This window comes from Cytobacillus sp. C11.1, from assembly GCF_058145115.1.
Map to the genome: position 1 here is coordinate 3,723,629 of NZ_CM176935.1, position 22,576 is coordinate 3,746,204.

Annotated in this window: 21 protein-coding genes; 12 read left to right on the top strand and 9 right to left on the bottom strand. The window is 41.2% G+C overall.

Annotation, left to right across the window (positions count from 1 at the left end; translation table 11 throughout):
* The first annotated feature begins 111 nt into the window (after nucleotides 1-111).
* From AC3ZVC_RS18515 to ade, 6 genes are all read left to right on the top strand, one after another.
* The gene (locus AC3ZVC_RS18515) at nucleotides 112-993 is read left to right on the top strand and encodes an FAD binding domain-containing protein (protein ID WP_490064664.1); all 882 of its coding nucleotides are present in this window, start codon (nucleotides 112-114) and stop codon (nucleotides 991-993) included.
* On the top strand, nucleotides 983-3,295 hold the full coding sequence (locus tag AC3ZVC_RS18520) for a xanthine dehydrogenase family protein molybdopterin-binding subunit (protein ID WP_490064665.1): 2,313 nt from the start codon (nucleotides 983-985) through the stop codon (nucleotides 3,293-3,295). The genes AC3ZVC_RS18515 and AC3ZVC_RS18520 overlap by 11 nt, the downstream gene beginning before the upstream one ends.
* Nucleotides 3,296-3,303: 8 nt before the next feature.
* Entirely contained in the window at nucleotides 3,304-4,134 is an 831-nt protein-coding gene (locus tag AC3ZVC_RS18525; RefSeq protein ID WP_490064666.1) for an XdhC family protein, read from the top strand.
* Nucleotides 4,113-4,427 (top strand): XdhC family protein, encoded by a 315-nt coding sequence (locus AC3ZVC_RS18530; RefSeq protein ID WP_490064667.1) that lies wholly within the window; start codon nucleotides 4,113-4,115, stop codon nucleotides 4,425-4,427. The genes AC3ZVC_RS18525 and AC3ZVC_RS18530 overlap by 22 nt, the downstream gene beginning before the upstream one ends.
* 291 nt (nucleotides 4,428-4,718) lie before the next feature.
* The gene (locus AC3ZVC_RS18535) at nucleotides 4,719-6,086 is read left to right on the top strand and encodes an NCS2 family permease (protein ID WP_490064668.1); all 1,368 of its coding nucleotides are present in this window, start codon (nucleotides 4,719-4,721) and stop codon (nucleotides 6,084-6,086) included.
* 218 nt (nucleotides 6,087-6,304) lie between these two features.
* A complete protein-coding gene (ade, locus tag AC3ZVC_RS18540; protein ID WP_490064669.1) occupies nucleotides 6,305-8,053 on the top strand; it encodes an adenine deaminase in 1,749 nt (582 codons plus the stop codon).
* Between the two features lie 287 nt (nucleotides 8,054-8,340).
* Here the strand turns inward: ade and AC3ZVC_RS18545 are convergent, their stop codons facing one another.
* The 3 genes from AC3ZVC_RS18545 to AC3ZVC_RS18555 all read right to left on the bottom strand — a co-directional run bounded on the left by AC3ZVC_RS18545 (nucleotide 8,341) and on the right by AC3ZVC_RS18555 (nucleotide 12,125).
* Nucleotides 8,341-10,062: a glycosyl hydrolase family 18 protein gene (locus AC3ZVC_RS18545; protein ID WP_490064670.1), complete on the bottom strand. Its 1,722-nt coding sequence runs from the start codon at nucleotides 10,060-10,062 to the stop codon at nucleotides 8,341-8,343.
* Nucleotides 10,063-10,218: 156 nt separating this feature from the next.
* On the bottom strand, nucleotides 10,219-11,661 hold the full coding sequence (locus AC3ZVC_RS18550) for a phospholipase D family protein (protein ID WP_490064671.1): 1,443 nt from the start codon (nucleotides 11,659-11,661) through the stop codon (nucleotides 10,219-10,221).
* Nucleotides 11,662-11,801: 140 nt separating this feature from the next.
* Nucleotides 11,802-12,125, bottom strand: a complete 324-nt coding sequence (locus tag AC3ZVC_RS18555) for a DUF3243 domain-containing protein (protein WP_490064672.1) — start codon at nucleotides 12,123-12,125, stop codon at nucleotides 11,802-11,804.
* A 204-nt stretch (nucleotides 12,126-12,329) separates the two neighbouring features.
* On the opposite strand from AC3ZVC_RS18555, the gene plsY reads away from it, so the two are divergent.
* A complete protein-coding gene (gene plsY / locus AC3ZVC_RS18560; protein WP_214726771.1) occupies nucleotides 12,330-12,914 on the top strand; it encodes a glycerol-3-phosphate 1-O-acyltransferase PlsY in 585 nt (194 codons plus the stop codon).
* A 38-nt stretch (nucleotides 12,915-12,952) separates the two neighbouring features.
* Here the strand turns inward: plsY and AC3ZVC_RS18565 are convergent, their stop codons facing one another.
* On the bottom strand, nucleotides 12,953-13,789 hold the full coding sequence (locus AC3ZVC_RS18565) for an STAS domain-containing protein (RefSeq protein WP_490064673.1): 837 nt from the start codon (nucleotides 13,787-13,789) through the stop codon (nucleotides 12,953-12,955).
* 464 nt (nucleotides 13,790-14,253) lie between these two features.
* On the opposite strand from AC3ZVC_RS18565, the gene AC3ZVC_RS18570 reads away from it, so the two are divergent.
* Nucleotides 14,254-15,351: an ATP-binding protein gene (locus AC3ZVC_RS18570; protein WP_490064674.1), complete on the top strand. Its 1,098-nt coding sequence runs from the start codon at nucleotides 14,254-14,256 to the stop codon at nucleotides 15,349-15,351.
* A gap of 108 nt (nucleotides 15,352-15,459) precedes the next feature.
* Nucleotides 15,460-15,654 (top strand): hypothetical protein, encoded by a 195-nt coding sequence (locus AC3ZVC_RS18575; protein WP_490064675.1) that lies wholly within the window; start codon nucleotides 15,460-15,462, stop codon nucleotides 15,652-15,654.
* 285 nt (nucleotides 15,655-15,939) lie between these two features.
* Here AC3ZVC_RS18575 and AC3ZVC_RS18580 read toward each other — a convergent pair whose 3' ends face one another.
* A complete protein-coding gene (locus AC3ZVC_RS18580) occupies nucleotides 15,940-16,065 on the bottom strand; it encodes a hypothetical protein (RefSeq protein WP_490064676.1) in 126 nt (41 codons plus the stop codon).
* A 347-nt stretch (nucleotides 16,066-16,412) separates the two neighbouring features.
* On the opposite strand from AC3ZVC_RS18580, the gene AC3ZVC_RS18585 reads away from it, so the two are divergent.
* The gene (locus AC3ZVC_RS18585) at nucleotides 16,413-17,573 is read left to right on the top strand and encodes a CapA family protein (RefSeq protein WP_490064677.1); all 1,161 of its coding nucleotides are present in this window, start codon (nucleotides 16,413-16,415) and stop codon (nucleotides 17,571-17,573) included.
* Between the two features lie 72 nt (nucleotides 17,574-17,645).
* On the top strand, nucleotides 17,646-18,461 hold the full coding sequence (locus tag AC3ZVC_RS18590; RefSeq protein ID WP_490064678.1) for a CPBP family intramembrane glutamic endopeptidase: 816 nt from the start codon (nucleotides 17,646-17,648) through the stop codon (nucleotides 18,459-18,461).
* Between the two features lie 45 nt (nucleotides 18,462-18,506).
* On the opposite strand, the gene AC3ZVC_RS18595 is transcribed toward AC3ZVC_RS18590, so the two are convergent.
* Nucleotides 18,507-18,767, bottom strand: a complete 261-nt coding sequence (locus AC3ZVC_RS18595; RefSeq protein WP_490064679.1) for a hypothetical protein — start codon at nucleotides 18,765-18,767, stop codon at nucleotides 18,507-18,509.
* A gap of 129 nt (nucleotides 18,768-18,896) precedes the next feature.
* Between AC3ZVC_RS18595 and AC3ZVC_RS18600 the strand changes: the two genes are divergently transcribed.
* A complete protein-coding gene (locus AC3ZVC_RS18600) occupies nucleotides 18,897-19,187 on the top strand; it encodes a HesB/YadR/YfhF family protein (RefSeq protein ID WP_490064680.1) in 291 nt (96 codons plus the stop codon).
* Nucleotides 19,188-19,413: 226 nt separating this feature from the next.
* On the opposite strand, the gene AC3ZVC_RS18605 is transcribed toward AC3ZVC_RS18600, so the two are convergent.
* Genes AC3ZVC_RS18605 through AC3ZVC_RS18615 form a run of 3 tightly spaced genes read right to left on the bottom strand, consistent with a single transcriptional unit; the run spans nucleotide 19,414 to nucleotide 22,533 of the window.
* Entirely contained in the window at nucleotides 19,414-19,737 is a 324-nt protein-coding gene (locus AC3ZVC_RS18605; RefSeq protein WP_490064681.1) for a hypothetical protein, read from the bottom strand.
* 37 nt (nucleotides 19,738-19,774) lie between these two features.
* On the bottom strand, nucleotides 19,775-20,212 hold the full coding sequence (locus AC3ZVC_RS18610; RefSeq protein WP_490064682.1) for an acyl-CoA thioesterase: 438 nt from the start codon (nucleotides 20,210-20,212) through the stop codon (nucleotides 19,775-19,777).
* Nucleotides 20,213-20,214: 2 nt separating this feature from the next.
* Nucleotides 20,215-22,533 (bottom strand): AAA family ATPase, encoded by a 2,319-nt coding sequence (locus AC3ZVC_RS18615; protein WP_490064683.1) that lies wholly within the window; start codon nucleotides 22,531-22,533, stop codon nucleotides 20,215-20,217.
* Nucleotides 22,534-22,576: the final 43 nt, after the last annotated feature.

Consider the following 22,576-nt stretch of genomic DNA (forward strand, 5'->3'; position numbering starts at 1 on the left):
AGAAAATGCGAATGCATTTTCGAGGAGCTCGTGCCTTCCGCTCCAATCAACAGGGTGTTAAAACAACAATAAGCTTTAACAGAGCCAAAAATTAAAAAAGGAGGTTTGCCCATGCTTGTTTCTGAAATTGATATGATCACACCATCCTCTCTTTCTGAATGCCTTGCATTTCTGGCCCAAACGAATAAAAATCATAAATTGCTTGCAGGCGGTACAGATGCAGCAGTACGGATGAAGGAAGGAAAATGGCGCCCTGAGGTTTGGATTAATATTAAGAACTTAAAAGAACTTCGCTATATCGAAGAAAAAGAAGGCTGCATCCATATCGGCCCCTTAACTACACACACAGACATTGTCAGATCTCCCCTGCTTCAGAGAAAAGCGGATGTTCTGGTTGAGGCGGCCCGCGAGGTTGGGGCTACGCAAATGCAAAACATGGGAACAATTGGCGGCAATATCGGAACTGCTTCACCGGCAGGAGATACAATCCCGGCTTTATATGTCCTTGGTGCCTTACTTGAAATCAGCTCCTTAAACACCAAAAGGCTAGTTCCCATTGAACAGTTTTTCACTGGTCCGGGAAGGACTGTTTTAAGAGTGAATGAAATGATTACGAACATCTTGATTCAGCCGCAGGTGCCAAACGAGATCGGGATTTTCCAAAAGCTTGGACCCAGGAAAGCCCAATCTATTTCCATTGTGAATGTCGCGATTTCCTTAAGGATGATTGAAGGCCGGCACTGCCAGGGCGGGAAAATTGCTTTTGGAGCGGTCGGTCCAACGATCATCCGTGCGAAAAAATGTGAAGCCCTTCTTTCACAGGGACCGCTGACAGAAGATTTAATCCAGAATATCGCCAAGATTGCCTGGAAAGAAGTCATGCCTATCACAGATGTCAGAGCGACTGCAACCTATCGGCGCGATATGGCGAGCGCTCTGCTGGAAAGAGGATTATACCGATTGATCAGGAGGTGGGAAAACAATGACCGATAATCAGACCAGTCCTGAATCCTTCAAGTGGGTTGGAAAAAGAGTCAAGAGAATAGACGGCCCTGAGAAAGTAACAGGGGAATTAAAATATATGACGGATTACCATTTCGATAACATGGTATGGGGAAAAGTATTACGGTCCGAATATCCTCATGCGAAAATTAACCATATTGACACGGAAGAAGCCAAAGAGCTTCCTGGAGTGATATGTGTTTTGACACACAAGGACATTCCCGGATTTAACGGATTTGGAATCGTTGTCCCTGATCAGCCAGTCCTTTGCTCCAAAGTGGTCCGCTGCACGGGCGATGCTGTAGCGCTTGTGGCAGCAGAAACACTGGAAATTGCCGAACAGGCTCTCTCTCTAATTAAAGTGGATTACGAACCATTGGAGGTTGTGGCAGATGCAGAGTTTGCAATGACATCTTCTGCTCCCCGGCTTCATCCTGACGGGAATATTCACAGTCACGTAGCCATCAAAAACGGGGATACCGAAAAGGCGTTTCAGGAAGCGGATATTATTATTGAAAATACCTTTTATTCCCCGCGGCAAATGCATGCTTTTATTGAGACGGAAGGCGGCTGGGGTGTTATGGATGAGGAAGGATTTATTACGATACGCTGCCCAGGCCAGTATGCATATCGGGACCGGATGCAGATTGCCCGTTCGCTTGCCTATAACCCTGAACGCATTCGGGTGATCTCAAGTCCTATTGGCGGTGCTTTTGGCGGGAAAGATGAAATCACCGTTCAAATTTATCTTGCATTATTAGCCATGCATACGAACAGCCGGCCTGTTAAAATCCATTACAGCCGAGAAGAGTCGGTTGTTGCCGGCATAAAACGGCATCCCTTTAAAGTCCAGATGAAAACAGCGGCCAAAAGGGATGGAACACTCCTGGCAAATGAGGTTAGGGCAGTTGGTGATACAGGCGCTTATGCATCCCTGGGCGGAGCTGTTATTGCACTTGCCATAGAACATTCTTGCGGCCCCTATAAGATTCCGAATGTTGATCTTGAAGGATTCTGCGTTTATACAAACAATGGCATTGCAGGGGCGTTCAGAGGTTTTGGCGTGAACCAGGTTTGCATGGGGATTGAAACGCATATGGATATGATTGCAGAAAAGCTGGGTATTGACCCAATAGAGCTGCGTAAAAAAAATGTTTACCACCAGGGTGAAGTTTCAAGTGTTGGGCATGTCGTCAAATCGAGCGTTGGGACTTTTAAGACACTTGAAGCAGCGGAAAATTGTGATTTATGGCGAAATAGAGAAATATATAAAGCTGAAGTAAGTGAACCCTGGAAAAAGAGAGGAATCTCATTGGCTACCTCCTTCCATGGGATCGGAATGGGAATCGGCCTTCCGGACTATGGTGCTGCATCAATCGAATTGCTGCCGGATGGGAAATTTCTAGTTGGTGTGGGGTGTGAAGAAATCGGCGGCGGAAACAGTACGGTCTATGCCCAGGTGGCTGCGGAAATACTTAATTGTGATATCTCAAATATTCATGTGGTCCAGGGCGACACTTCCCGCACCTTGGATGGAGGAACCGTTACTGCCTCGCGTTCAACCTATACAGGCGGCCGGGCTGTTGCTACTGCTGCCCCCAATATGGTGAAACTGCTGACGCAAACAGCAGCAGAAATGTTGAACATACCTGTTTCTAAAGTAACAATCAACACGAATCATATTGCAGCAGAAAAGAAAAAATTAACCTATCAATCCATCTATCAATACCTTTTCAATAATCGTAAAACTACTAGAGTTGAAGGGCATTTTTACCTTCCTAAAGAAAAAGAAGAGATTGAAGGATCAGGCGGAGCCCCCCATCATTTGTACGGCTATTTAACTCATGTCGTGATGGTTGAAGTAGATATGCTCACCGGGGAAACAGATGTCCTTCGTGTCGTTTCCATTCCGGATGCAGGCAAAGTTATGAACCCGCAGGGCCTTGAAGGGCAAACGGAAGGCGGAGCCGTAATGGGGATTGGCTATACACTTTTTGAAGATATTCTGATTGAGGATGGCTATCATAAAACCCGCAACTTTACCGACTATATTATTCCAACGATACTGGAAACTCCTATAATCGAGACCTTCCCTGTTGAGGAAGCGGAAGCAACAGGACCTTTTGGGGCTAAGGGGATCGGTGAGGTAGTGATGATTCCGATAATTGCAGCTATTATGTCGGCAATCTATGATGCAACAGGTGCAAGAATCTATCATTTGCCTGCTACCCCGGAACGGGTATTTAACGCGCTAAAAGAACTAAAAAATAAAAAGACCCAGTCTGCAAGGTGATCCAATTGATGACCCTTGATATGTATAAAAAACTTGAAGAAGCGATAAATAACCGGAAAGATATATTCCTGCTGACGATTACCGACCATTCGGACATCAGGCTGATTGGATCAAAAGCATTGCTGCACACAGACGGCAAGCTATATACCAGTTTCCCTTTAGATGCTGATTTAAAACAAAAATTAGGTGAAAACTGCCAAAAATTCACAAGAAAAAAATCCTCAGGTTCAGTAAGATTTTTCAGCAATAATACATCTGTAGAATGCTTTGCAGAATACTTCCCTGCCCCCCTTCACCTTATTGTCGCTGGTGCCGGCCATGTTTGTGAACCTATGGCTAAAATGGGTAGAATGCTCGGCTTCTATGTTACAGTAATTGATGACCGGCCCGAATTTGCTAATAGAAATCGTTTTCCCCAAGCGGATGAGGTAGTTTGCGAACCTTATATAAGCTATTTCAAGAACGTAGACATCACGGAAAAAACTTATATTCTTCTTTTGACCAGAGGGCATAAATTTGATGTTTTGAGCCTAACTGAGCTTTTAAATCGCAATGAACAGCCTGCTTATATCGGCATGATTGGCAGCCGCAGGCGAATCTCAGGAGTATTTGAGGAGATACGCCAGGAATACCCAGAAGAAAGCTTTGATCATCTCTATACTCCTGTCGGCCTCGATATTGGTGCAGAAACACCTGCCGAGATTGCCGTCAGCGTGATGGCCGAAATTTTAAAAGTTAAAAATCAAAAATCCGGCAGCTCTTTGAGTGAGAAAATCAAAAAACATGCCAAAAAAGGTTTTCATGAGGGGGCCGGCACATGGAACAAATGCACCTCTTAAGGCGGTCTATGGAAATCATGAAAGGGGGTGAAAAAGCCGCACTGGCAACCATTATCCGTACGAAAGGGTCTACTCCCCGAAAAGCAGGAAGCAAAATGATTGTTTATTCTTGTGGAAGAATTGAGGGAACCATCGGGGGCGGCTGCGGAGAGGCAATAGTAATAGAAAAAGCGCTTGAAGTGATTAAGACGAACATGCACAGCCAGCAGCGTGTTGATCTCACAAAAGGTCTCTTTTATGAAGATGGCGGAATTTGCGGCGGCATTATGGATGTCTTTATTGAACCACTATAATACTTTTTTATCAGATTTAGATGTTAAATCGATTTCGCGGATATATCCGAGATTCCGTGAATAAAATGGTATTTTCGCGGATAAGTTTATATTTAACTATTTCTCGCAGAAAGATTTAGCTATTTTAATAGTTAAATTGCACTTTCCGCCGATTAATCCAGTAAATTAACAGATTTCCTATTATAAAATTTTATCTTTGGACAATAAATATTGAATTTTTTTCGGTTCCAGCTTATTTGCACTAGGACTTGCTGACCTCGTAATGCAAATTTAAGCAAGGAGTGATCATTCATGTCGATGATTGAAAAGGATTTAGGGTCCGGTCTCCCTCCCTCCTCCCAGGCAAGCCTTTTAGAAAGAATTTTTAAGCTGTCTGAACGGAAAACGAACGTAAAAACAGAAATTCTCGCAGGCATTACTTCATTTATGACGATGAGCTATATTATTTTTGTGAACCCGAGCATATTGGCTGATGCCGGAATTCCCAAAGAAGCTGCATTAGCTGCAACCATTTATGCAAGTGTATTTTGTACACTTTTAATGGCACTTTGGGCCAACTTCCCAGTAGCAGTTGCACCTGGAATGGGATTGAATGCATTTTTTGCTTATACGGTTGTGCTTGGGCAGGGACTATCCTGGCAGACAGCCTTAGGTGCTGTTTTTATATCGGGTATAGTATTCCTAATCCTGACCGTTACCGGTGTCCGGCAAAAAATAGTCGACGGCGTCCCCGGTGTGCTGAAATCAGCTATAGGAGTCGGGATTGGTTTATTCATTGCCTTTATTGGCCTGAAAAATGCTGAGCTTGTCGTAGCAAATGAAGCCACTTTTGTGGGGCTCGGAAATATCACAAGTACAGGTCCCCTTCTTGCGCTATTCGGACTGATTACTGCTGCTCTATTAATGGCTAAAAAAGTGAAAGGCGCCCTTTTAATCAGCATTTTGGGCACTAGCGTATTAGCCATGATAGTAGGCTTTATCGCCTATCCAAAAGCAATCAGCGATGTTGCTTCCCTTTCATTGCCCAGCATGTCTGAGACTTTTATGGCAATGGACATTATGGGAGCCATTCAATATGGTATTATTTCTGTCATTTTCTCTTTCACTATTGTTGAATTATTTGATAATCTTGCCACATTAATCGGATTATCCAAAAAAGCCGGCCTTACAGACGAAAACGGCAAAATAGAAAATCTGGACCGCGCCCTACAGGCAGATGCAGTTGGAACTATGGCAAGTGCAACTTTTGGAAGTACAGCCCTAAATGCATATGTCGAAAACGCAACTGGTATTTCCGAAGGCGGACGTACGGGATTAACCGCTTTAACAGTAGGTGTGCTATTCTTCCTTTCACTTATCTTCGCTCCGCTAATCTATTTCATTCCATCCGTAGCAACTGCACCTATACTCATTCTAGTCGGAGCCTTAATGCTTAGTGAAATTAAGCATATCAGCTTTGATGATTTTACAGATGTTATACCTGTATTTTTAACGATTGTTCTAATGCCATTAACCTTTAGCATAGCGCAGGGTCTGGCTTTCGGCTTTATCTCCTATACCTTGCTAAAGCTTTTAACCGGCAAGCGAGACCAGATCCACTGGATTATGTATTTTGTGAGCGCAGCTTTTATAATCAACTTCATCATGGGCGGCCATTAATTTCAGACTCTGTTAAATTGGCGTGTTGATTTCCGCTCCAGGCACTCATTGAACAGCGGAGGGTCCGGAAGCCTCCTCGGCGCATTCATGCCTGCGGGGTCTTCCTTTGACACGCTTCTCCCACTGAAGTCTCGCGCCTTCCACTCCAATCAACAGGGTGCAAAATACAGCAATAAACTTTAACACAGCCTAATTTTTATAAAAATGGAGGAGTTTAAATGGAGCTAACATTGGGTGTTTTAAAAAGAAGAATTGACGTAGCAGCCAAAAGGACTCCTGCCGATACCGTTATTAAAAATGGGAGAGTTATAAATGTTTTTACAAGAGAGATACTCCAAGAAGATATTGCGATTGTTGATGGCTATATCGCAGGACTGGGAAACTATGAAGGGAAGCAAACCATTGATGCAGCGGGCAGCTACATTGCCCCAGGTTTCATTGATGGGCATGTCCATATTGAATCGGCGATGGTCACGCCTGCTGAATTCAGCAATGTTGTCATCCCACATGGTGTAACGACCGTTATCGCAGATCCTCATGAAATTGCAAATGTCAGCGGATTAGCAGGCATTGATTTCATGCTCAAAGCTTCAGAGGATATTCCGCTTGATGTGTTTTTTATGCTTCCTTCCTGTGTACCCGCAACACCATTTGAAAACGCGGGTGCAGAACTAAGTGACACGGATCTTGAAGACCTTTACGCCCATCCGAGAGTGATCGGCCTTGGCGAGGTTATGGATTATCCCGCCGTTATGCAAAATCATGAAGGAATGTTAAAAAAGCTTGAAGGCGCAAGCAGCAAAGGCCATTATATTGATGGGCATGCTGCTGGATTGAATGCTGATGGCATCAATGTATACATGTCAGCAGGGATTAGGACCGACCATGAATGCATTAATGCTGAAGAAGCACTAGTTCGTCTTCGCAGAGGCATGCATGTCATGCTGAGAGAGGGATCTGCTGCCAGAGACTTAATCGCTCTCTTAAAAGCAGTCAACGAGCAAAACTCACGACGCTGTTTATTCGTGACCGATGACAAGCATCTTGACGACCTAATGAACGAAGGCAGCATTGACCATAATGTCAGAATGGCTATAAATGAGGGCGTTGACCCCATACTTGCTATCCAAATGGCCACTCTGAACGCTGCAGAATGCTTTGGCCTCAAGCATAAGGGCGCGATCGCTCCAGGTTATGAAGCGGATCTGCTGTTTCTAAGCGATCTGAATACCATTAACATCGAAAAAGTCATGAAGAGCGGCAAACTTGCTGCAGAAGGCGGAACCATCAAACATCCTGCCAGGAGCAATATGGCTCCTGCTCCTCCTATCATAGACAGTGTCAAGATTAATCGTTTAAGTTATGAGGATCTTAAGATATGCATTGGAACTGGCGATGCCCAAATTATTGGTATTATACCGAACAGTATTGTTACCAAGCACCTGGTGGAAAAACCGGATAATCTCAAAGGCTTATTCCAGCCCAACCCTGAAAAAGATTATTTGAAGCTTGCCGTGCTTGAGAGGCATAAAAACAGCGGTAATCTCGGCCTGGGCATAGTAAAAGGGCTGGGCATCAGCAGAGGTGCAATTGCTTCAACCGTGGCACACGATTCCCACAATATCGTCGCAGCCGGCACCTCTGATGAAGATCTGCTGCTTGCGATTGAACATACTGCAAAAATGAAAGGTGGGCTCGCAATTATACAGGATGGTAAAGTCCTCGCAGATCTTGCCCTGCCGATAGCCGGCCTGATGACAGATCAGGATTCTGCCTTCATCTGCAAACGTTTATCAGAATTAAATCAGGCGCTTCGAACAATTGGCTGCAGCATGCAATTTAACCCCTTTCTAACACTATCGTTTTTGGCTCTCCCTGTCATTCCTGAGCTTAAGCTGACGGATAAAGGCCTGTTTTCCGTAAAAACTTTCCGCCACATATCGGTTGCTGAACAGACTCTGCAATAAAAAATGAGGCCGGGATAGACTCCCGTCCTCATTTTATTTTTTAGCTCTGTTAAAGCTGATTATTTGTTGATATTTGGACCCTGTTGCTGGAGTGAAGGAGTGAGATCCTTGAAAAAGCATTCGCATTTCCTTCTTGCGGTGTTCATTCGGAGATGCTTAATCATCGGCCAGCGGGAGAAGCGGAGACAAAAGGAGACCCCCCGCAGGCTTAATGCTTGATGAGCGTCGGATCGCCCGCGGTCCGCTCAGCACCTGGAGCGGAAATCAACAGGCAAGTTTAGCAGTGCCTATTTTTTAGTAACTTGCTCATTTCCTAAAGACAATGCCGTCCACGCAGATTCGTCAGCAAAATACCGGCTCCAGCTAGCAACGCCGGCCAATTTGTATTTTCTTGCTAAATCAGCTCGTTTTTTCAGGGATAATTCATCTTCGAGCCATATCCTGTACGTGGTTTGATCTTCTTCCGAATAATGCTCAGCATAATTTTGTCCGCTTGCATTATCATAAGCTGGACTAATCTTGTTCTCATTAAGCCATTCTTTTACTTTATTCATGGATAAAGCCTTGGATGACACTTCACCAGACTGTTTTTGTTCCCATAGCCTTGCATATAAAGGAACTCCCAATATTAGTTTTTCATTAGGTACTACCTCCAGAAGATTTTTAAGGTTTTCCTCCACCCACGGAAGGCTCGCCACACTCCCGGCAACCGGAGAACTTCCCCAATGTTCATCATAAGCCATGACCACCATATAATCCGCTATCTCGGCAAGTTGATCCCGTTCATAAAAAGCTGACCAATTTCCGCTGGATGAAATGAAGGTAATATCCATTGACACAATCAAACCTGCTTCATGAAAATAAGGAGTTGCTTCACGGACAAACTGCGTAATTAGAGGCCCATCCACCGGGTTGACATTTTCAATATCAAGATTGATTCCGCTTAGTTCATACAGCTTGCTGAAATGAAGCAGCTGGCGAATCATGTTCTGCCTTGACTCGAAGGACTGGAACGCTTCATGGGTCAAAAACGGATCAAACGCATTTGAGAACAAGCCCCATACTTGGTAACCCTGCTGCTGTGCCCACCTTGAAAACTCAATCGAGCCGCGGTTCTTGATAGAGCCATCTTCCTTAGAAAGTTCAAACCAGGTTGGAGATACGACATTGACACCAGGCATCTTTGGAATCTGCGAAGTATTGGGATTATGCGAATAAACGGCCTCCCAGGTCAACTGGATAGGCCCTTCAATTCCTGGCACATGTTTCACCTCTTCCTCAATAGCAATAGAAACTTGCTCTGTTTTACCTTTTACGATGTATTCTTTGTTTAGATAACCAGCTGTCCCATCTTTTTTTCTAACAAAATAGTAATCTTCTTTAACATCCTCAACCAAAATTTCCTCTTTTGGGGAAACAGAAGCTGTATACGGTGACTGCAAACTGGCTTCAGTGCGAAGGCGGAGCATTTCTTCATGAATTTCTTTATCAGCTACTTTTCCGGCAGCCAGCTCCTCTCCGTCTTTTTGCACCCATATAGTTCCTGAATCCGCAAGAATCGAATATGTTATCGGGTAATAAGTTAAAAGCGGCTCAATCGCCAGATATTTTTCTCCTCCATGTTGTTTAAAAACACTAAAATGCAGCTCGACTGGCTTCTCGTTAACGTAATATGTAAGAGATTCAGATGGCATCTGCACCACTTTATGTTTAGTTGCTATAATAATTGACTGCGATTTTTCATCAAAAAGGATATTCTCATCGATAAACCCGTTTAAAAAAGATAGCGGCAAATAAACTGCTTCTCCTTCAATTAGGGCATTGCCCTGCTGCCTTCCCTCAAATAAAATGGGATTTTCACCTTTAAAATAAGGTGCTTTTTCCTTTGATGCAAAAGGATATATCAGCATAAACACACTGGAAAGCATCAGTATACAAGCGAACAAAAGCCCCGCAAAAATAAGCTTTTTTACTGGAGGCTTTTGCTGGTTTGTTTCAATATGAGCCATTGCCATTTCCTCCCCTATAGCAATCGTATCGAACTGTTCATAAAATGGGAAGAAATTTAGAACGGCATCAGGTTCGCACTAATTTCTTTTCCCCCTTATATAACGAACGAAATATAAGAAAAGTTTCGAAATTAGTGCAATTTAGCAGCAATTTTTTTAATAGGTTGTAAATTGAGTAAGTTTTTGCAACCTATAGGTAATATATTTTAAAGCTGGCAGCTTTTCATTCGATTTATAATCATTAGTATATAACGCTCCTTTATTTTCCCATAGTCTATGAAAATAAGCATCCACATCCTGCATGACTTTCGATTGGGGAGGAGCGATAATTTTTAAATCTGTTTCCAAATTCAGGTCATCCAAATTTCTCCTCGTAAAATTAGCTGACCCCGCGATTATAATGCTATTTTCTTTTCCGGTTATATACATTAGTTTCGGATGATATTGTTCAGTACCTGTGTTATACCAGCGGATCTTAATATTCTCATTGCCGAGCTTGTCCAATTCCGCTGCCACTGGGATATTCGGAAGGCCAACCTTTTCCGATCCAAATGCGTTCTGATTGGGATCGAGTATCATTTTAACCTTTACTCCCCGGTCAGCAGCATCTTTTAAAGCCTTAACCACTTCCCGGTCTGCCAGATAAAACATGCCCAGCCAGATAGTTTCACCTCGCTTCGCTTCATTAATCTCTTTGACAATATGTTTATATATTTTTCCTTCTGTCAGTACCTGAGCCTTCGCTGTACTGTTTTCTCCTTTTGTCAGGGACTTAAAAGCTGGAAGATTGCCGGATGCTGAATAGTCTACAACTGCCTGTTCGGATTTAACCAGGTCAGACAAAATAGGCCCCTTCACTTCAAAAGCTATATTTGAATGGAACCCGCTTGCATTATGTGGATTCCCGGATGTAACAATTCCTGTTTTTTCTGTTACAAATACCTTTCGATGATTTGCTTTAATGTTCATAAGATCCAGATAAGAACGGAATGTTACATCTGGTGCATTCTTGGCTAGCGGATTAGGAAGCCACCCTTCTCCACCCTGGCCGAACCATTGTAAGAACACACGCCAAAAAGCGGAATAGATTGGATTTGAATCTCTTAAAGGTATAAGTGCAGTAAAAACTACATTTACTCCATTCTCTTTAAGTTCCTCAAGTTCCGGTATCCTATGGGATCCATAGGTGCTGTTAATACGATCCGTAATAACAGTGATCTCCATATCCGGGTATTTTTCCTTTTGGGCAATAAGTTTGTCTGTTATTTTGCCGCTTATATCCGGAAAATCCTGATCGCCATCATGATAGCCATTAAATAGAAACATATCCATCACAATGAAATCTTCTGCTTCTCCAATCGCTTCAGTTATGCGCTGAAATATTTGCTGATCACTTTCCCTCTTGCCATTTTTCTTTTCATAGGTAAGATCATATAAAAATTGAACATCTTCGACAGGAAAAATATCTCCCTCGAAAGAAAGACCTTTTGGCAATGGTTTATTGCTTTGAAAGATAATAGTTGAAATTAAAATAAGAATCAGGCTCAAAACGGGAATCCATAATCTTTTTCTTTTAATAAAACCCTGAACCTTTTGCACTAAGAGTCCCCCTACAGTCAGATACCTATATATAGACCATTTTTGACCAATGTAAACGCTCCTATGCTTCTCAAAGCAAAATAAAAAGACGGAGGATTGTGCCTCCGCCTTAAAAACTGTCCCATTGGCTCAGTTGCCATTTACCCTACAAGCTTAACAAGCATATGTGACAGCTTATGTTTCTCCTCTTCAGTGCCTACCTTCCAAAGTTCCTGAAGCAGCTTCTCTTCACGATTACGGGGATCCTCTTTAGATGCTAAATAGTCACCCACTTTTTGGGCTGTGTTGGCAAGCTGTTCCTCACCCATGCCCATCTTTTTGCCCATTGAAACTTTTCCGCTTAGATAATCTTTAAATTCATCAAAGTTAGAAAGAATTTCTTCCTTCTTTTCACTTCCCATATTGTTAAGTTTTTGTTCCACATTTCCTGCTTGTCCATTTGTATTATTCATGTTTTGTTCCATCCTGCATCTCTCCTTTTTAATGGTTTGATTGCTGTGACAGTTAATAATTACCCGAATATTCCTATATCAAACAATTTACAGAGAGTTTGACCTTTAGGCTGCGTATAATGAAAAATATATGGATAACTTTTCATTTGCACATGGTATGCAGCTTTGCTGACATGGTACAATATAGTAACGATGAATGTGTGAAGGAGAGTTTTCATGATTTATGGAATTATTATCATTTTAGCTTATTTGCTTGGCTCCATTCCTTCCGGTTTAATTGTGGGGAAAGCATTTTATGGAGTGGACATCAGGGAGCATGGAAGCGGTAACTTAGGAGGAACCAATACTTTTCGGACTCTCGGCGTCAAGGCCGGGATGATCGTAACAATAGCTGACATTTTGAAAGGTACCCTTGCAGCCGTTCTTCCCTTTATTTTTGGATCGGACATGCATCCTTTAATGGCTGGTGTTTTTGCAGTAGTTGGACATATGTATCCCCTGTTTGCAGGATTTCGCGGCGGAAAGGCGGTCGCAACATCAGGCGGCGTGCTATTGGCCTATGTACCTCTTATGTTTCTCATTATACTGGGTGTTTTCTTTTTAAGCCTATACATAACGAAGTATGTATCACTAGCTTCAATCATGGCTGCAGTGGCCTCAATTATTTATGCGCTGATTGTTTGGGATATACCCCTTATTATCGTTGTATCCATCCTTGGCTTCTTCGTTATCTACAGGCACAGGGCAAATATCAAGCGGATCAGGAACAAAACAGAACCAAAAATTAAATGGCTTGGTTAATAGAACAAAAAGCAGCAGAATTGTTTCTGCTGCTTTCTCTATTCCACTCGTGTAATACCAAAGTCTTTTAAAGCCTGCATAAGATTATTATACATTTTTACTTGGTCAAAGCGGATTCCTAATGTGACGATTGAATGTGCCAGTTCCGGCCTCATCCCTGTTAAGGACACTTCTACCCCTGTCAGTTCTAGGGCATCAATGATTTTAAACAATTCCTGCGCAACCATCGTATCTACAACCAAAACACCAGATAAATCAACGATTAAGCAATTGACTTCCTTCTCGCTGCTTTCCCTTAAAGAGTGCTCCATCAGTTTTTTTGCACGATGTGTATCGATATCGCCAATAAGCGGAAGTACAGCCACTGCGTCCGTTATTGTTATGATCGGTGTACTTAATTCATCGATCATTTCCTGCTGTGATCGCATTCGTTTAACTGTATAAGCACTATATGATACAGTAAATCCCTCTATCATCCCATCCAGAGCAATATCTACCTTCCTTCCCAGCTTTAATGCTTCTGAAAGGTCAATATTATTTTCCAGAAAAAACCTCTCAAGATAATCCCAGAGCACATCTCGAAAAACATTAAACTGGGAAATGGATCTTGTAAGGCCGATATCAATCCTTGCCCTTCTTTCACCTGCTTCCCTGCTCCATGCTTCCAGGTTCCCCTCATACTCGCGGGAAAGACTATTAGCAATAACTTTAATAAGTTCATGATTGGAATCAATTAGCTCTTTTACAATCTTTTGCGGCATATGATTGGAATAAATGGATGAGTCATCCTCTCCCCGCCTTATAGATAGCCACTTTTCAGTAATCGTATCGCTATTTTCAAGTAGATAATTTTTTAGTTTTTCATTTGCTGTCATTCTATTTGCTCCTTCAAAGCCGTATCGTTTTGTTGATTCTGTGTTTTTAATAATATTATACTAGTCATATAGACCTATTCTGTATCAATCTAACATAAATCGATGCCTGCGATTTTAATTAATTTAGACAATATTTAAAGCTTACTATTGATTTTGGCATCCTGTTAATTTTAGCGGATGGCGTGAGATCCCCGCGGGAGAATCAAGTCAAGGAGAGATTTCGCAGCATTTCACGTCAATAAGCATCGGACCGTCCTGCGTTTTGGTGCGTGCCTGGAGCGGAAATTACAAGCTAGTTTAACAGAGCCTTATCCTTTTTTACATAAAGAAACATAATCTGCTATCATTCGCCATACATTAGTTTAGGGCTGATAAATCACTTTTTACTTACCACAAAATGATATTTATAAACTTTGAAAAAGCGGCTTCAGCCAAAACACTTTTATAGTTAGGATGATTAATTAATGTATTTAACAAAGAGTTTATTAGAAAAAATGCCTTTTCCCTATTTTTTAATAAATGAAAAATACGAGATCCTGTCTGCTTCATTGGATGTAGATAATAAGTTGACTGGGCAATTATTTACAAATTTTTTGGCAACCGATGAAGTTATCAGCTTTAAAGAAAATTTAGACAGGAACGGATATAAAGTAATTAAAGTAAGAAAAGAGGATAGGTATCTGCCTCATCGAATATATGTGGTTGAGGATGAAGAAGACCGTCATCACCTATTCTGTTTTCCTCTATCCATAGAAGACCAGGAATTTAAGAAAACGGCTGATCGGGTCGAAAAGAAGCTACTGCAATTTAATGTTCAACTGATGGAAAAAAAGCAGTACTTTGAACAAACAGCAAAAGAAATTCATGAAGCTTCACTCACATCCGAATATATGTCCAACGTTGGAAAGCTTGCAGCTGGCATTGCACATGAAATCCGGAATCCCCTAACGACAGTTAAGGGTTTTATTCAGCTTATAAAACCTTATTTAATTGATATTGGCAAAGAGCAATATGCTGACATCGCATTGGAAGAGATAAATCGCGCAAACGATATTATTTACGAATTTTTAAACGCCGCTAAGCCCTCGGAGAAGAAGAAAACAGAAGTATGGCTCAACAAACTTATCCAAGAAATGACCTTATTATTTGAAAGCGAAGCACATCTTCATAATATTAATTTTTCCATACAGCCTTGTGATGCAAATCCATGTGTTCTTGGTGATAATAACCAGATTAAACAGGTGTTGGTAAACATTTTAAAAAACGCGTTAGAAGCCCTTCAAAATGTTAACAGGTCTGATAGCATGATCCGAATATACGCTGAAACAAAACAAGAAAAAGCCTATATAATTGTGGAGGATAACGGTCCGGGGATGTCACAGGAGACTGTGGACCAATTATTCGTCCCTTTTTATACAACTAAAGCAAACGGAACGGGCATTGGCCTGTCGATTTGCAAGAAAATCATAGAGGAACATGGCGGAAATATAGTCCTCTACTCCCACCCTGGTTCGGGTACAGTATTTACGATTGAACTTCCCCTATTTTCAAACCAGAAATAAATAGGACTATCTTTGTTCGTTAATTTGTCAAAAAATAAAGAAAATTCCCTTCCGTTAGCTAGTAAACTAAAAGTAGAACAATAATTGAATTAGCGGAAGGTGAGTTTGATGAAAAATACAGAAATGATCAAAGAGCAAAGCTATATTTTCACCACTTCTGTCATCGAAGCTTCCCAGAAAGAGGATTTCATAGTTGAACTTTTTGAATTTTGTCTTGAAAGGGATAGTGAAAGTTTACCATTCAAAGTTTTGACTAACTTTGATGAACTAATTGATTTCATTGAAGAGATGGATTTGAATTAAAAAAGCGATGCCACCGGCACCGCTTTTAGTATTTGGCTCTGTTAAAGCTTATTGTTGTTTTTAACACCCTGATGATTGGAGCGGAAGGCACTAATCCCGCGAAAATGCATTCGCATTTTCTTCGTGCGGTGTTTATTCGAGGATTCTTACTCAATGTCCTGCGGGAGTGCGGGATCAAAGGGAGACCCCGCAGGAGCATAGCGACGAGGAGCGTCGGACCGCCCGCGGCCTGCAGCGGAAATCAACAGGCTAATTTAACAGAGCCTAGTATTTAAAAATCAATGATTAAATTTTTAACAACTGAAAGCGCCCTCTTCCAAAGACATCTTCAACATAGTCAAGTTTGGTGCTGTCAAAATAAACATAGTCACGATCATGGATAAGCACATCTATCCCTTCTATCTCCAGCACTTTATCCTCATTTAACGGCTGCTCTTCCAGAGACAGCTTTAATTGTGGACCGCCTCAGCCAATTCCCATGGAAAGCCGTACATACAATTGTTCCGCTGGCTTACCTTTCTTCTCATTTTCAATGGCATTGGAAAGTACATTTATCGTATTGCGAGTCATCTTAAACATCTAATTCACCTCTATAGATATTTTTCTTTATTTTACCCATGAATGGGTTAAAGAAACGACAAAAACAGACAAAAATAATTAAATTTTAAAAATATAGAGAAAAATATATAAATTTATATTATATTAAATTTAAGACCAATTTTAAATCTTAATGCTTCCATGTTAAGGGGATAACTTTTATGAAAATGAGAAAGACGTTCTTGCTTACCACACTTCTTTGCACAGTATTAGTTTTACTTTCATCCTTTCTGATTTTTAAAATGTATACGGAAAATAAGGCTGCCGCAGCAGTTAAAAAACCTGCGCAATTGCATTATCAGTCCCGGGAGTCTGTTATGGGAAACAAAGGGCTGAAAGAGGAGGCAACTATTGGGGCAATTGGTGATATCCTGATCCATGATTGGGTTTATAACGATGCAAAAACAAAAGCAGGCTATGACTTCAAGCCAATGTTCGAGCATATGAAACCATTACTGGGGGAGCCTGATCTTCTTCTTGCGAATCAAGAAACAATTTTGGGCGGAACGGATATTGGTGTTTCCAGTTACCCAATGTTCAATAGTCCTCAGGAGGTGGGAGATGCCTTAATCGATGCAGGGATTGATATTGTTTCAACAGCAAATAATCACTCACTGGATAAGGGTGAAAAAGGCCTTAAAGCGTCCCTTGACTATATGGATCAAATTGGATTGCCGCATGTGGGAACAAGCAGGTCTGCAAGCGAACGGAAAACATTAAAAGTCATGAGTAAAAACGGGATTAATATCGCTTATTTATCTTATACCTATGGCACAAATGGCATTCCTGTCCCCAAAGGAAAGGATTATCTTGTTAATTTAATTGATAAACCTCTCATGCAGGAGGAAATTCACCGAGCTAAAAATGAAGCAGACATCGTTGTCATGAGCCTGCATTGGGGAAATGAATACCAGCTCCAGCCTACGGATGAGCAAAAGGAGCTTGCGAAGTTTCTTGTTGATGAAGGTGTCGATATTATATTTGGCCACCACCCTCATGTACTCCAGCCCATGGAATGGATTGAAGCTAAAGATGGACGAAAATCCCTAGTCGTATATTCCCTTGGCAATTTCCTGTCAGGCCAAATGCGTGATTATAAAGATATTGGCGGCCTGGCAACAGTGCATATCACTAAATATATTGACCAAAAGGGCGTCAGAATCGAACTTACCAATCCAAGTTTCTTTCCAACCTATGTAAGCAATAAACAGCTAAAAAATTACCGAATCGTCCCCTTAAAGGATGCTGGCAGCTATGGACTGAAAAATGCAGATTCCAAATACAAAGAAATTCAGAAGCACATGCTTGGAAATCTTCAATAAAGCGCCTTGACCAGGCGCTTTTTCATGTGGGATAAGTGGTAAAATAATCTTTAGATCAAAGGGGTGATGGTGATGGAAGATTCTCTTTTTAAGAAAAAAGATTTTGCCTATTTACAGCTGAGCATTTTTCTGGCTGTTCTTCTGCTTTTACAAAATAAACTTTTTACTTTTGCTTTTATCCTGTCTTTTGCACTTATTATTTTTTTAGTAGTAACTTCCCGGCAAGAACGTGTTTTTTCCTGGACGATTGCCGCTTATTTAGCCGGCAATCTTTTAATTTTATATGGAGACAGGCTGCTGGATGAACTGCCCCTTCAAACCTATATATTATTGATCCTTAACCGTGTTCTGTTAATAATACCTATCCTGCTTCTTATATATGTTAGTAAGAAATTTAATAAGTCGGCAAATCGCTATTGGCAAAAACCTAGCTGGGATACCCGAATTTATTTTCCATTTATATGGAGAGGGTTCCATTCGCTGCCGATTATAGCATTTTTGATTATAGCTTTGTTTATGAATTGCGTTATTTTAGCCCCTGCCATTTTTTTAGCTAATATTCCTATTGGGACTGATTTAATTGTATTCCTGATTGGCTTTTCCGCTGTAAATGCATTTATGGAGGAATTCTTATGGAGAGGTATTCTATTAACTAGAATGGCAGACCTGGCCGGAGAAAAAGCAGCTGTCATTTTTTCCGGAATTTCTTTTGGATTTTCCCACTTGATGCTTGGTTACTCTTTAGCTGTATGTCTTTTATTTGCCTTAGGAGGGGTATTCTATGGAGCCATAACGGTCAAATCGGGCAGCATAATCCCCGCTATACTCTGGCATAGCGCAGTCAACGTATTAATGATCCTTAGCGGCTTCATCCCATTTCCAGGATAAAAAAAGGAGTACTTGCATTTTCTATGCAGATACTCCTTCTTTATCTTAGTGCGCTCCTCCAAAAATCATTTCCTGCAGAAAAATCATTCCTACAGAAAGCAAAACCAATACCGCTATCAAAGGGACAAAAAGATTTTTATTTTTATGAAAAACAGAAACCAGGATAAAATACAAAAGTGCAGAAACTGCTACAAAGCTCCCTGCTTCTATTAGTTTTTTTGCACCGCTCGTTTGGATAAACATTTGCAGGGCAATCCCCGCAAACAATATGACACCCAAAAGATTAAAAAACCGATAGGAAGTCATCTTATCACCTCTTAAAAAGAATTTTTTGTATTGCCAGAAAACCTGATTGACTGCTGCAAATTGAATTATTCGCACTTAAATAGAATCTAGCCTATAATATTACTATCACCCCAGAGGAGGAGTTTCAAAATGAAAATACATATTAACGATCAAGCTTCCGCATGGTATCAAGAAGAAATGCTCTTGAATAAGGGTGACTACGTCCGTTTTTTTGCAAGATACGGTGGTTGCAGCACCGTCCAGCAGGGGTTTTCACTGGGCGTCTCTAACGAACAGCCCCACAATGCAGGTGTACAAACTGAAAAAGATGGGATCACATATTTTATAGAAGAAAAAGACATTTGGTATTTCGATAATCATGATCTATTCGTAGAATTTAATGAAAAAGCGAAGGAACCTGAATTTAAATACGATAAGTAAGAATGGAAGCAGACCAGGTCTGCTTCTATTTTATGTAATAGATCAAGTAAGTTGGTTCCGTATTACCGGCCCTTATAGTGGCCATTTGAATATTAGTTGCTTCTATGGGCTGGAAATAACGCTGCTCGTAAATTTTTCCATCGTTTGCGGCTTCTTTTGCGTCCGGCAGAATGTTATTTGCTTCCGCTTGATTAGTTATCACGTCTTAACAACGTTTTGCGCAATATTATTTGTTAGCGTTTCGTCTCGTCATTTCCAATCGTTTTAATTGATCTAAGAGCTGTTCCTTCTCCAGAATTTCTGCCTGTCTTTCACCGATTAAATCAAAGTGGGAGTAGCCATCTTTCCTTAGGTCAATCCATTCTTGCTTTAGTCCATGTTTTTCTCCCCATGCGATTAACTTCTTCAAATCTGAACAGCCGACCTTTGTGACTGTTTTACATCCGGGGAAGCGATCATCAATCCAATAATGGGTAAGAAAGGCAATTTCGCCTTTGTCTATTTTCATTTTCCATTCACGAAGGTCTTTTTTTCGAAGGCCGAAAGCCATTTCATTCTCCATCCTTTATTATAAGCAATCCAAAAAATTAGTTTATAGCTTCTTCTTTCTGCTTTTTAGCTTTTTCGTATGCTTCGTGCCAATCCGGAAACTTCTTTTTGATTGAAATCGGCCTGAAGGAATCCTTTTTGACGCATACGTGCTTCGAAGAGCCTGTGACTGAAAGCTCTCCATCGTCATTAAAAATTTCATAGCCATAGCTGACACGGAAGCCGTCATATTCTTCAATCCATGTCTTAATAGTAGCTATTTGCCCGTAACGGAGCGGCTTTTTGTAGGAAGCCTGAATATCCAGAACGGGAGAAATGATTCCGTCCTGTTCCATTTCTGCATAACTGAATCCCAGGTCTTTTATGATTTGTGTCCTGCCGAGTTCCATCCAAACCAGGTAGTTTGCATGATAAACAACGCCCATTTGGTCCGTTTCTGCATATCTGACTTCCACTTCTTTAGTTGATATTAACATTGCTATTCCCCTTTTCCCATCTTATTTAAAGCTATCTCGAAATCCTCTCTCTCCAGTATGCTAACCTGCTCATTGTCTTGATCAATGCTCAGTTCTGAAACAATTCTCATCGCCTGCGCCTGGATTGCTTCATCTGCAAGGTTTGCAGCAAAACGGCCGTTCCCATTTATAGTTATTTCGGATAAAATACTTATCAGATAACTTTGTGCCTGCTCCGTTAGCCTGTATTCATATTGATCAGCGTATGATACGATGATTTCCAAAAGCTCAACGGTGGAATAATCTTTGAAATGAAAGAATTTTTTAAACCGGGACTTTAACCCTGGATTGCTTTTCAGCAGCTTTTCCATTTCATTTGGATATCCAGCTAAAACAACGACAAGGTTTTCATTATGTTTGGTCATTTCATCCACTAATGTATCAATAACTTCTTTTCCAAAATCACCTGATGTTTCGGATAACAGAGAGTATGCTTCATCTATAAAAAGAACTCCGCCCAAAGCTTCTCTTATCTTTTTCTTTGTTTTTATAGCTGTTTGGCCTACATAGCCAGCAACAAAATCTGCCCGGCTTGCAACCATTAGATGCCCTCTTTTCAGAAAGCCGCAATCCTTCAGCAGTTCCGCATATATTTTTGCAACCGTAGTTTTACCCGTCCCCGGATTACCTGTAAACACGGAATGCAGTTGAATCGGAACGACAGGCAGTCCTTTCTCGCGGCGTATTTGCTGCATCTTTACGAAAGAAACAAGATTCCTAACCTCTGCTTTAACCGTTTCGAGGCCAATTAATTGATCAAGCTGCTCCTGAGGATCCCGTTGTTGTTCCACTTCTTCGCTTTCAAAGTCTTCTTTTTCAAGAAGTGTGTATGCCATGATGTTTTGGTCGTTTTTTGATTGGGAACCTTTTTTGAAAATGGCATCTAAAACTATATTTCTGACTGTCCGGGCATTGCCAAACGTGTCATCCACCCGCTCTTTTTCAATCCGTTTGCCAAGCTCTATTTTTGCACCTTCTGTTAGGACATAGTCATTATCATCTGCAAGCTTTTCTGCAATCATAAGAAGCTCCTCATTTGAATAATCAGGCAGTGCAATAAAGTTTGATTCTGGAAAGCGGCTCCGCAGACCGGGATTGCTGTCCAGAAACTGCCTCATTTCCTCAGGATAGCCGGCCATTATAACTGCAAACTTGCCTCCGTATTCTGTCCCCGTCATAAGTGAAACGAGTGTATCGATTGCAGTTTGTCCATAGTCGCTTCCAGTCTGTCCTTCCCGCTTTAAACTATAGGCTTCGTCTATAAACAGAACTCCGCCAATTGCTTTTTCAACGGCAGACCTGACATTCTCTTCCGTTTGACCCACAAATCCACCCACTAGCTGTGAGCGATCAGCCTCGATTACTTCTTCACGCGGCAATACGCCAAGACTGTGGTAAATCTTAGCCAACAATCGTGCAATCGTTGTTTTTCCTGTTCCCGGATTACCCGTCAATATCATATTAAGGCTAAGCTCATCTTTCGTCTGAAAACCGAGTAATTTCCGTTCGCTTTGATATTTTAAGAAACGGTAAAAATCATGAACCCTGCTCTTGACGGTATTTAATCCAACCATTTCATTTAACTCATCCAGTGGATCTTTTTCTGAATCTGTCTCATCTTCATCAGTTTTAAATACTTCTTTCCATTCTTCTTTTAGGTGTTTAATCTCCGTTAGATGCTTTTTCATATCAGTGTAGTAAGTCGATGTATGAAAAACTCCGGAGATGGATTGTTCATATTCTTCTGAAGCCTTTAAGAGCAAAGCTGTTTCTTCAATTGCTTTCTCAAGGATTGCAGAAAGTTTTTGGTATTCAGGACCCTGATAAGCTTTTATTTTCTTATGAAGATCATCCAGTTCATCATCAGCTTTATTTATAAAACTGCGGCATATTTCTATAAACTGTTCTGCAGTTTTCTTTTTTGCGGCTCGGTTATCCGTTTCTCGAATCGGCGGAAAAGTCAAAGCCTCCAAAACCTTTGACTTGCTCTTCCAGTCTGATTTCCCCAACTGGGCAGCTGCCTTGAGATTCTCAGGATTCAAATCGACCGCCTTTTGAAGCCACGCAGTTCCAAGATTATCGCCAGGGGCTTTATGGCATCTTGAAAGACCTGCTAATGTTAATAATTCAGAAACAAGCTTTCGATCCCTTTCTTCATTTAAATTTTTTATAAAATAAAGCAAATCCGCTTCATTTTGTATGTATCCCTTATGATCAATCTCATGTTTCCATTCCTGAACCTGCTCATTAGCTGCGTTTTTCTTCCTATACTGTTGTGCCACTATTCATCACTTCTCTTCTTAGTTTCCACAACTTATCTTACCA